This is a genomic window from Parabacteroides faecalis (assembly GCF_022809355.1).
In the GTDB taxonomy this organism is placed as follows: domain Bacteria; phylum Bacteroidota; class Bacteroidia; order Bacteroidales; family Tannerellaceae; genus Parabacteroides; species Parabacteroides faecalis.
In genome coordinates, this window is sequence record NZ_JAKZMM010000023.1 from 24,291 (window position 1) to 36,976 (window position 12,686).

General features: G+C 43.1%; 6 protein-coding genes. All 6 read left to right on the forward strand.

Annotated features, from left to right (window positions below):
- The first annotated feature begins 53 nt into the window (after positions 1 to 53).
- The 6 genes from MUN53_RS10020 (at position 54) to MUN53_RS10045 (ending at position 12,684) form a co-directional block, all read left to right on the forward strand.
- Positions 54 to 3,269: a S41 family peptidase gene (locus tag MUN53_RS10020; protein ID WP_243325259.1), complete on the forward strand. Its 3,216-nt coding sequence runs from the start codon at positions 54 to 56 to the stop codon at positions 3,267 to 3,269.
- 317 nt (positions 3,270 to 3,586) lie between these two features.
- Entirely contained in the window at positions 3,587 to 4,084 is a 498-nt protein-coding gene (locus MUN53_RS10025) for a hypothetical protein (RefSeq protein WP_243325261.1), read from the forward strand.
- A gap of 104 nt (positions 4,085 to 4,188) precedes the next feature.
- Positions 4,189 to 5,844 carry an AMP-binding protein gene (locus MUN53_RS10030; RefSeq protein WP_243325263.1) on the forward strand — a complete coding sequence of 552 codons (1,656 nt, stop codon included), beginning with the start codon at positions 4,189 to 4,191 and terminating at the stop codon, positions 5,842 to 5,844.
- A gap of 92 nt (positions 5,845 to 5,936) precedes the next feature.
- The gene (locus MUN53_RS10035; protein ID WP_243325265.1) at positions 5,937 to 8,762 is read left to right on the forward strand and encodes an FAD-binding and (Fe-S)-binding domain-containing protein; all 2,826 of its coding nucleotides are present in this window, start codon (positions 5,937 to 5,939) and stop codon (positions 8,760 to 8,762) included.
- Positions 8,763 to 9,090: 328 nt separating this feature from the next.
- Positions 9,091 to 10,455: an MATE family efflux transporter gene (locus MUN53_RS10040; protein WP_243325267.1), complete on the forward strand. Its 1,365-nt coding sequence runs from the start codon at positions 9,091 to 9,093 to the stop codon at positions 10,453 to 10,455.
- 48 nt (positions 10,456 to 10,503) lie between these two features.
- Positions 10,504 to 12,684 (forward strand): glycoside hydrolase family 20 protein, encoded by a 2,181-nt coding sequence (locus MUN53_RS10045; protein ID WP_245406159.1) that lies wholly within the window; start codon positions 10,504 to 10,506, stop codon positions 12,682 to 12,684.
- Positions 12,685 to 12,686: the final 2 nt, after the last annotated feature.

Sequence of the window (12,686 nt, forward strand, 5' to 3'; positions counted from 1 at the left end):
CTTTGTTGTTATGTTTAAAACGTAATATATCAATTCAAAAATTGAGTTTTTCCATGAAAAAAGAACTGTTAACGACTCTTTGTTTAGCATTTGCTACACAAAGTCCGCTTTTTGCCCAAGAAGACGCTCCCAAGTGGATGCGTTGGAGTGCGATTTCACCCGACGGAAAAAACATTGCCTTTTCGGCCTATGGAGATATCTATCTTGTTCCTGTATCTGGAGGAAAAGCACAAGCAATCACTTCCAATACCGCATATGATTATGCTCCTGTCTGGAGTCCTGACAGCAAACATATCGCATTTGCCAGTGCACGCGAAGGTAGCCTGGATGTATATATCTCATCGCTGGAAGGCGGATCGCCCAAACGATTAACAACCCATTCCGGAAAAGAAGTACCGGTAGCTTTTTTAGATAACGAACATGTTTTATTCTCAACATTCCAGACTCCTACAACCGAGAATATTCAATTCCCCAGTAGTCTCTTTTCTCAACTATACCAAGTCAGTATTACAGGAGGACGACCCAAACGTTTCTCTGACTGGACGTTGTCGAATCCTAGCATCGGACAAAAAGGAATTCTTTTCGATGATATCAAGGGATATGAAGACAATTGGCGCAAGCATCATACATCAAGTATGGCACGCGACATCTGGTGGTTTGATGGATCTACTTACAAGAAGATGACCGATTTTAAAGGCGAAGACCGTAATGCTGTCTGGAATTCGGATGAATCCGGTTATTATTATCTGAGCGAACAAGATGGTACATTCAATGTCTATTACCGTTCGTTGGATAATCAGGAAAACAAACAGCTGACTTTCTATAAAGATAATCCGGTCCGCTTCCTATCGGCTTCTGATAACGGCAAATTATGTTATAGTTATGGTGGAGAACTTTATACACTCACTCCCGGACAAGAGCCAACTAAAGTAAAAGTGGAAATCATACGGGATGACATGCAACGGGAAATCATACGGAATCTGCGGACTTCAGGAGCGTCGGAAGTATCCGTTTCTCCTGAAAATAAAGAAATAGCCTTTATCATGGGAGGTGACGTCTATGTTACTTCTATTGATTATAAGACAACCCGACAGATCACAGATACACCGGAACGTGAACAGACTGTCGATTTTGCGCCTGACGGCAGATCTTTGGTATATGCCTCTGAACGTAATGGAAAATGGCAAATCTATCAAACGTCTTTAACCAATAAAGATGACAAGAACTTTACTTACGCTAAAGAATGGAAGGAAGAACGCCTTACTGACGGTACTTATACAGCCTTTCAACCGCAATATAATCCGCAAGGTAAAGAAGTAGCTTTCTTGAAGAACCGGACCGAGATTTGTGTTCTTAATCTGAAATCTAAGAAAGTCCATACAGCGATGGATGGCAAATATCAGTATTCGTATGTCGATGGCGACCAGGATTATTCATGGAGTCCCGACGGGAATTGGATCTTGACGGAATATATTGGCGTTGGTGGATGGAACAATAAGGACATCGCATTGGTAAAAGCCGATGGTTCGGGAGAAATCCATAACCTGACCAACAGTGGTTACAGCGAAGGTTCTCCCCAATGGGTACTCGATGGAAAGGCTATGATTTTCCAGAGCGACAGGGCCGGCTATCGGAGTCATGGTTCTTGGGGAGCCGAAAGCGATGCTTACATCATGTTCTTCGATCAGGAAGCTTACGACCGTTTCCGTATGAGTAAAGAAGAAATTGCTTTAGCCGACGAAGACGGCAAGAAGAAAAAGAAAGAAGATGATTCCGATAAGAAAGACAAAGAAAAAGAGAAGGAAAAGAAGATCAAAGACCTGAAATTCGATCTGTCTGATCTGGAATACCGGACCATACGTCTGACACCCTATTCTACAAATTTAGGTAGTACGGTGTTGAGCAAAGACGGTACCAAACTGTATTATATTGCTCCTCATGCAGGAAGTCCGGCTCTTTGGATGCAAGATCTGAAAGAATACCGCAACGAACTTAAAATGCCGGGAATCGGATGGGGCAGTTTGGATGTGGATGATGATATTAAATATGCTTATCTGGCCTCCGGAGGTGCGATCCAGAAATTAGACATTGAAAACGGACGTCTTAGCGACATTGCTTTTGAAGCCTTTTACACAGATCGCCCACAAGAACTGAGAGCTTATCTGTTTGACCATATTTGGAATCAGACAAAAGAGAAGCTATACGATCCAAACATGAATGGCGCAGATTGGGACAAGCTTTATACGACCTATTCTGCTTATCTGCCTTACATCAATAATAATTATGATTTTGCAGAGATGGCCAGTGAAATGCTGGGCGAACTGAACGTTTCACATACCGGATGCCGCTTCGGTGGAACAGGAAGTACGTTGGCTACGGCCTCACTGGGCGTTTTCTTCGATGAAACGTATGAAGGAGACGGACTCAAAATCAAGGAAATCATGAAAGGAAGTCCGCTTGAGACCAGTAAAAAAGAAATCGAACCCGGTTATATCATCAAGGCAATTGACGGACAGGAAATCAAAGCAGGACAGGATTATTATCCATTGCTCGACGGAAAGGCCGGACGTTACACCCGACTGACCATCAGCAAAAAGGGAAAAGAATTTGACATAACAATCAAACCGATCTCGCAAGGGACGGAAAATGGATTGCTATACAAGCGCTGGATTGAAAGGAACCGTCAAATTGTCGATAAGTTATCCAACAACAGAATAGCTTACGTCCATATCAAGGCGATGGATGCGGCTTCTTTCCAAACACTGTATAAAGAATTGATGAGTGATGAAAACCGTAACAAAGAAGCGGTTATAGTAGATACCCGTCATAACGGCGGCGGATGGCTGCACGGCGACATTTGTGTCTTGTTAAGCGGAAAACGGGTTATGCAGTTCAAGCCCCGCGGACAGTTCATCGGTAACGATCCATTCGACCGGTGGGTTAAACCGTCGTGTATGCTCGTTTGCGAAGACAACTATTCCAATGCGCACGGAACGCCTTGGTATTATAAAGAGTTAGGATTAGGTCAACTGATCGGTGCGCCTGTGCCGGGAACGATGACAGCAGTTTGGTGGGAAGGCTTGGAAGGCGGTATGGTATTCGGTATTCCTCAGGTCGGAGCGTACGACAATAACGGTGAAGTACTGGAAAACCAAGAGTTAAAACCGAATATTGAAATATACAACAACCCAGCCGATGTCCTGACAGGTAAGGACAGTCAGTTGGAACGTGCCGTTCAGGAAATCCTGAAAACAGTTAGCCAACAATAAAGTTTCTGTTTAACAAATACTTAATAAAGGCAAGAAAATACGCCGGCTTTTGATGAAAAGCTGGCGTATTTTGATCAAAAGCCGGCGTATTTCAAAGCAAAAGTAACGAGAAATAAATTCAATCCTCACGAGAATCATTTTCAATTCTCGTGAGTTTCATTTTTGGTAACCTTCTGCTATTGATCAAACAGACAGATGAAAAATTGAATAGGCTTGAATTTTTTATTATCAAAAGAAAAAGTATCTTTGTCTTAACTTGAAAAACGATTAGCGACCTATTATCAGATTCATCTGATAAACTGTATTTTACTAACATCATGAAAAATATATTCTGGCTTATATTAATATTAATACTCATTTGTTGCTACATTGGCTTTATCTATCTTTCGATAAGAAATGCCTGGAAAGCCAAGCAAGAGAGTTATCGCTTCCTGCGAGAAGCATGGTTAAATCTGGTCAATCTACAACCATATTTGGAAGCAGCCATCATCCGATATGATTTATCCAAACAAATTTCACTTCCTAAAATCGAGCCATGTTTCCAAACTCCTATGGATGAAACCTTGATGGAACAAAAATTAACGGAGTATTTAACCCTACAAAAAACTATTCAAAAGCTACAACAAACCATCACCCAACATCCGGTTCTACAGCAAGCCCAGTCGCTTAAAGATCTGCAAGGCGATCTGGAAAAATCTTTCAATGAATTGGATAAAAACTGGTATATCTACCGATGTGCCGCAGATAGATACACACAAATAACGTCTTGCCGTTTGGGTAGAATCTTACAACAAATTATGGAAAAACCGGAATAATTTATATAAATCTTTTGCATATATTCATAAAAAACTTATTTTTGTAAAGAATCTGTTAATTAAACAGGCATAGACCTGATAATAAAAAAAGGAAAGGAGAATATATGGAAAACCGTTTTTTAGGATTGATCGAGAAAAGTGTTAAAGTCCATTGGGACCTGCCCGCCTTTACTGATATGGAAGGTTCAACCCTTTTATACAAAGATGTGGCCCGTCGCATGGAAGAACTTCATATATTATTCCGCTGTGCTGAAATACAACCGGGTGATAAAATAGCGATTTTAGGAAGAAACTCTTCCAATTGGGCCCTCAGTTTCTTTGGCACTCTGACCTACGGAGCCGTGGCTGTGCCCATTCTCCATGAATTCAAAGCAGACAATATTCATTTGATTCTAAATCATTCCGAATCCAAAGTCCTTTTTGTCTCTGCCTCAAACTGGGCCCAACTCGATGAGAAAGAGTTTCCTCAGATTCGTTTAATTATTCAATTAGATGACTTCAGTTTGATAAAATCGGATAAACCGGCAGTAAAAGAAGCAATCAACCAATTGCCACAGTTATTCGAACAGAAATATCCATCGTTTACTCCCGAGTCGATTCATTATTATGAAGAGAATCCGGAAGATTTATGCTTACTGAATTATACTTCGGGTACAACCAGTTCTTCCAAAGGAGTCATGCTCCCCTATCGCAGCTTGTGGAGTAATACCCAGTTTGCTGCCGATAATCTTCCGTTTATCCATGCAGGAGATAATATCGTGTGTATCCTCCCGATGGCACATATGTACGGGCTGGCCTTCGAAGTACTGAATTCCGTCAACAAAGGCTGCCACATCCATTTCATTACACGAATGCCTAGTCCGCAAGTCATAGGAAAAGCCTTTACTTCCTGTCGGCCACGACTGATCCTGGCAGTACCGATCATCATCGAAAAGATTGTGCGAACACGTATCTTTCCAATCATTGAGAAACCTCTGATGAAAGTCTTGCTCAACCTACCGGTGATAAATACAATCATGCGAAAGAAAATAGCCAATCAGCTGAACGAGGCATTCGGAGGTAATTTTGAAGAGATCGTGATAGGCGGTGCCCCGCTCAACAAAGAAGTAGAACAGTTTCTCCGTTCCATCCGTTTCCGTTACACCGTGGGATATGGTATGACCGAATGTGGACCACTTGTTGCGTACGCTCAATGGGATATATTCAAGCCTACCTCGGTAGGCAAGATTGTTGACCGTATGGATGTACGTATCGACTCGCCCGATCCTCAACATAAAGTGGGTGAAATCCTCGTTCGAGGAACCAATAATATGTTAGGATACTATAAGAATCCCCAAATCACCGCGGCCGTGATGATGCCCGACGGTTGGATGAGGACAGGCGACTTGGGTACAATTGATGCGGATGGTTATCTTTATATCCGCGGACGAAGTAAAACCATGTTGCTCGGTCCGAACGGACAAAACATTTATCCCGAAGAAATCGAGGCAAAACTCAACAACATGCCTCTCGTCGTAGAATCTCTGATTATTTCAGACAATAAAAAGCTGACGGCTTTGATTTATCCGGACTGGGACCAGATAAAGAAATCAGGTTTAACAACCAAAGCGCTGAACGAGCAAATGGCACAAAACCTGAAGCAATTGAACCGAAGCATCCCGGGTTATTGCAAAGTTGCACTTTACGAGCTGAGAGAACAGGAATTCGAGAAAACGCCCAAGAAAAGCATCAAACGGTTCCTCTATCAGCCGGAACTATAAATCTTGTTCTTCTTCCAAAAAGAAATCGACAGACAAAAGAACAATCGCCCGACAAATACGTTACTTTTGCGGACAAAATCTGACGATTTTCTATGGAACAAGAAAAAAAATATACTTCATTTTTACACGATATCGCCCGATTCATCCCGGGCGATCGTATTTATACAGACGAATTACGCCGTCTGGCATGGGGAACGGATGCCGGTTTCTATCGGCTCATTCCACAAATTGTTATTCGTTCTAACTCTGAAGAAGAAGTCTCCATGCTGTTGAAAGCTGCAGACAAATATCAATTGCCTGTTACATTCCGGGCAGCCGGGACAAGCCTTTCCGGACAAGCAATCAGTGACTCCATCCTGATCGTTGCAGGAAAACATTGGGAACAATATGAAGTTTTAGAGGAAGGAAAGGCCATCCGTCTCCAGCCTGGAATCATCGGACAACGAGTCAATGAAATTCTAAAGCCTTACGGACAAAAATTTGCTCCTGATCCGGCTTCCGTAAAAAGTGCTATGGTAGGCGGTATTGTAATGAACAATGCTTCTGGAATGAATTGTGGAACTCATGCCAATAGTGACAAAGTCTTGCGTTCTGTCCGAATGGTTTTGGCAGATGGTACCCGTCTTGACACAGGAAATCCAGAAAGCCGTCGTGCCTTCCAGGAAAAAAGACCAGACTTTATCCGCCGAATAGAAGAACTTCGTGACCAAGTAAGAGCAAATAAGTCGCTAGCAGAACGAATCCGTTATAAATATGCTATTAAGAATGTAACGGGATTAAATATTCTGCCATTTATCCGCTTTGATGATCCATTTGACATCATTGCCCATCTATTGGTAGGTTCAGAAGGAACACTTGCATTCCTTTCAGAAGTAACCATGACAACCGAATATGATTATCCTTGCAAAGCCAGTGCCATGCTTTATTTCAGTGATATCAAGGAAGCATGCCGGGCTGTCGTTGCCATGAAAAAGCTTACCAACGAACAAGGTATGTGGATCGTAAAGGGAGCAGAACTACTCGACAAAAAATCACTTGCGTCTGTTAATGATACAACGGGTGAAAACTTGACTGCAGTCCTCACCGAAACAAAGGCGCATACACCAGAAGAACTTCAACAATATATCCGGCAAATTGAGACTTGTCTCCAGGAATTTAATACATATACACCCGTTCACTTTACAGATAAGCCTGAAGAATATTCTCGCTATTGGGCTATCCGTTCCGGCATTTTCCCGTCGGTTGGAGGAACACGTAAATTAGGAACAACCTGTCTGATCGAAGATGTAGCCTTCCATATTGAAGACTTGCCTGAAGCAACTGCTGAACTTCAAGCCCTACTGGCTCGTCACGGATACGAAGACGCCTGCATCTATGGCCATGCACTTGAAGGAAACTATCATTTTATTCTGAACCAGTCTTTTCATACCGACGAAGAAGTAAAACGGTACGAAGATCTGATGAATGATGTCAAAACGCTGGTAGTAGATAAATATGACGGCTCGCTGAAAGCAGAACATGGAACAGGACGAAACATGGCACCTTTCGTCCGTTATGAATGGGGCAATGACGCCTTTGAATTGATGAAATCTGTCAAACAATTATTCGACCCCAAGAATCTGTTGAATCCGGGAGTCATCTTTAACGATGACCCCAAATGCCATATCAAGCATTTCAAGCCTCTGCCATTGACAAATCCCAAAGTAGATCGTTGTATTGAATGCGGTTTCTGCGAAGTAAACTGTCTTACCTGTGGATTTACCTTATCCAGTCGTCAGCGTATCGTCATTCAACGAGAAATATCCCGTTTACGCCAAAACGGAGACGACCCACAGCGCCTTGCCACGCTGCTCAAAGAATATAAATATTGGGGAAACCAGACCTGTGCCGGAGACGGATTATGCTCGATGTCATGCCCGATGCATATCAATACCGGAGAGTTGACACACGATATTCGCCAGACTGAATTACCTAAAGGAAGTACAGGTTATCAAATGGGTGATTTTGCCGCCCGTCACTTTGCGGGAATCAAGAATTCACTTCGGCCAGTACTGACTCTTGCCGATACGGCTCACGCAGTTATGGGAACAACGCTTATGACAAGCTTGACTCGTGGCATGCATCAGACATTAGGTATTCCTTTATGGACACCAGCCATGCCCAAAGCCTATCGCATTCGCAAGCAGCTCCGAAATCATATAACAGCCAAACCGGATAAAGTGGTTTACTTCCCCAGCTGCATTAACCAGACAATGGGATTAGCCCGTAAATCACCTGAAGAGATGGCGCTTGTCGACAAAATGGTTTCTCTTCTCCAAAAAGGTGGATTCGAAGTCATCTTCCCCGAGAATATGGATAAACTATGCTGCGGCACGATTTGGGAAAGTAAAGGAATGATGGATATAGCCGACCGTAAATCCAAAGAGTTGGAAGAGGCTCTTTGGAAAGCCAGTGAGGAAGGACGTTATCCTGTTCTCTGTGATCAAAGTCCATGCCTGCATCGTATGCGAGAAACCATCAAGAAAATGAAACTCTATGAACCTGCAGAATTCATTTATACATTCTTGCGTGACCGGCTCGTATTTACACCAACGGATGAACCAGTCGCTATACACATTACCTGTTCCATGAGACGTATGGGATTAGCAGATACCATCATCAACGTGGCTAAATTGTGTTCCAAAAATGTATTCGTTCCCGAAGAAATAGGTTGCTGCGGTTTTGCCGGTGATCGTGGTTTCACACATCCCGAAGTCAATGCCTATGCTCTCCGCAAACTACGTCCTCAACTCGAAGAAAAAGGTATTCAACGTGGGTATTCCAACAGTCGGACCTGTGAAATTGGACTGACAACCAACTCTGGTGTGCCTTATGTTTCGATAGCTTATTTGGTAGATCGTTGTACACGTCCGAAATAATAAAATAAGTAAGACATTAAAAATAGAATTTTCCGAAAGACGTCTCTCTATTGGATCTTTTTTAGATGATAACAGAGACGTCTTTATTTTTACTTATCTCTTCCTCATTTGGTTGTAATTAACCACTAAAGAATTTCTCCAATTTAATAAAATTTATTTTTGGTTCTTATTTTTATATGGATAAATTGAAAACATAAGGACAATAATCACTCGTTTTCAGTAAATCGAGTAAAACCACTAAAGACTTTCATTAAAAAAATGCATATCTTTGTATGTTAAATTCCGAATAGGCAGATGATTTAGGTTACACGATTTAAGATTTTAATATATGTCTGACAAAAATTCACCGTTGATATTAGGAACAGAGCCGATTGGCAAGCTATTGACACAATATGCCATTCCGGCAATCATTGCTATGACGGCATCTTCATTGTATAACATGGCTGATAGTATTTTCATTGGCCACGGAGTAGGTGCGATGGGTATCGCCGGTCTCGCCTTAACTTTCCCATTAATGAATTTGGCTGCGGCCTTCGGTTCGCTGGTCGGGGTGGGAGCTTCCACGTTAGTATCTGTCAAACTGGGACAAAAAGACTACGAAGGAGCCAACAACGTGTTGGGAAATGTCTTCATGCTGAATCTGATTATGGGTGTGGCCTTCTCGGTAGTATTCCTGTTATTCCTCGATCCGGTTCTCTACTTCTTCGGGGCAAGCGAACAAACTATCTCTTATGCCCGTGACTATATGCGGATCATCTTATATGGTAACGTGATCACCCATATGTATTTGGGGTTAAACTCTGTTTTGCGCTCGTCTGGTTATCCCAAGATGGCAATGTTTGCCACACTACTATCGGTAGTAGTCAATTGCTTGCTCAATCCGTTATTCATCTTTGTGCTCGACTGGGGTATCAAAGGGGCAGCATGGGCAACGGTCTTCTCGCAGTTGATTTCCTTGATCGGACAATTCATTCACTTCTCGCGCCCTACGCAACTCTTGCATTTCCACAAAGGAATTTATAAGCTACATAAAGAACTGGTAGATGCAATTATCTCCATTGGGATGTCTCCATTCCTGATGAATCTCTGTTCATGCCTCATCGTCCTATTAATTAACTGGGGACTGAAAGAACATGGCGGCGATATGGCAATCGGAGCCTATGGTATCGTGAATCGTATTGTCTTTCTCTTCGTCATGATTATTATGGGATTCAATCAGGGAATGCAGCCGATCGCAGGATATAACTTCGGCGCCCGACAATTCCACCGTGTAATCGACGTGACGAAACTGACGACGAAATGGGGTATCGGTGTTGCGACCTTCGGCTTCCTGATCTGTCAGCTCTTCCCGGAATTTATCGTAGGTTTCTTCACGACCGATGAAGAGTTGACCAGTGCTGCCGTCTATGGATTGCATATTGTTTTCGCCGTCTTCCCGATCGTTGGATTCCAAATGGTATCGACCAACTTCTTCCTGTCAGTTGGCTTATCTAAAATGGCCATTTTCCTTTCACTGACACGACAGATGTTATTTTTAGTGCCTTGTCTGATTGTTTTACCAAGAATTTGGGGTACATTTGGGGTGTGGGTAAGTATCCCTATCGCCGACCTGACGGCAACGATTGTAACAGCCATTGTTTTAATCCGTCAGTTCCGGAAATTCCGGCAACAACAAGCTGAGGCAATTAGATAGAGATGCTTTCTGATAGATATTCGTTTAATCATTTAATATTTCATGCTCATGCTAATACCAAAACGTGTGAGTAAAGTGCTTGGTGGGACATTGCTGGTTGGTTCCGTGCTCTTTACATCCTGTAATCAAACAGTCGAAACACAAATTCAATTGATACCAGAGCCGTTCGAAATGACACAGTCGGATGGTATGTTTAAAGTTAGTCAAGCCATGCTAGTTGGAGCCGGTTCGGCTTCCAATAAAGTAAACTTCCGTGTCGATCCGAATGCAACGGATATCCCGGACGAAGGATACCAATTGGAAATCGATAAAGCTGGTGTCCGTCTGGTAGCGAAAACAGAAACCGGTTTGTTTTACGGTAAACAAACGCTCTTGCAGCTGTTAACTCCCAACGGACTGCCGTATGTAAAGATCAACGACCATCCTCGTTTTCCCTATCGAGGCTTGCATCTTGACGTATCCCGTCACTTCTTCGACAAAGAAGAAGTCAAGAAGCTGATGAATGTCATGTCGTATTACAAGCTGAACACATTGCATCTTCATTTGACCGATGCCGGTGGCTGGCGTCTGCAGATCGATAAATATCCGAAACTGACACAAGAAGGCGCTTTCCGTACCCAATCCGACTGGCGTGAATGGTGGGATAACGGTAAAGACCGTCAGTACCTGAAAGAAGGAACGGAAGGAGCGTATGGCGGTTACTACACCAAAGACGATATACGAGACATGCTCGCATACGCAGCCGAGAAACATATCACCATCATTCCAGAAATTGAATTCCCGGCTCATTCGGATGAAGTCTTTGTGGCTTATCCTGAATTATGTTGTGCAGGAAAGTCTCATACCAGTGGAGATTTCTGTATCGGCAATCCGAAAACATTCGAGTTTATGGAAAATGTCCTGACAGAAGTAATCGAACTTTTCCCTTCCGAATATATTCACATCGGTGGTGATGAGGCAGGTAAAAACACATGGAAAACCTGTCCGAAATGCCAGGCGCTGATGAAGAAAGAAAAACTCGCCAATGTTGATGAGTTGCAAAGCTACATGATCCGGAAAGCGGAAGAGTTCCTGAATTCCAAAGGTCGCCGCCTGATCGGTTGGGATGAAATTCTGGAAGGTGGATTAGCACCCGAAGCAACTGTCATGTCATGGCGTGGTGAAGCAGCCGGATTTAAATCAGCCCGCATGGGACATGATGTGATCATGACTCCGGGTAGCTACATGTATTTTGACTTCTATCAGGCTGATCCCCGGCATCAACCGGTAGCCATTGGCGGATATACACCGATCCGGAAAGTATATAGTTATAATCCGATCCCTCAGGATTCGTTGACAGCCGAAGAAGCCAAGCATTTCCTGGGTGTACAAGCGAATACGTGGACTGAATACATTCCTACTCCCGAGTATTTGGAATACATGATGTTCCCGCGTGCTCTTGCCGTAGCAGAAATCGGCTGGACGCCGCAGGAGAAACGGGATTGGCAAGACTTCAAGCCACGTGTCAACGCACACATCCCTGTCTTACAACGAATGGGATTGAATCCTTTCCCGCTTTCCAACGAACTGGAATTTGATATGGTAGTAGATACCATTCAAAAAGAAATCCGCGTAACCATGGATGCCGAGAAATATCCGGCAGAAATCCACTATACAACAGATGGATCTACTCCGACAGCGTCCTCTCCTATCTATCAGGAACCGATTGTTGTCAAAGATTCTGCTAAAATCGTGGCTGGTATCTTCGTAAATGGTCAGTTGCAGGATCGAGTTTCCGAACAACGTGTTGACTACCATAAAGGCATCGGAAAAAGTATCCGCTTCAACAGCCGTCTGTATCCGGGTTATATGGCAGGAGGTATAAATGCCATCATTAACGGATACCGAGGAGGATTAACGTATCTCGACCAACGTTGGCAAGGTTACACAGACAATCTGGATTGTGTCATCGACCTAGGGGAAGTCATGGATCTGCATCAAGTTTCTTCGAAATGGATGCAACTAACAGGCCCTGGAGTTTATCAACCGGAAAAAGTAGAAGTATTGACATCTGAAGATGGAAAGAATTTCACATCACAAGGTGTTATCCCGACTACGATTCCTCAGGATAAATCAGATCTCACATTTCAAGAATATACATTCCAGGGGAATTGGAAGGCCCGTTATGTACAACTTAAGGCCCAGAATCCTAAAGGATTCATTTTCGTAGATGAAATCGTCATCTGGTAATA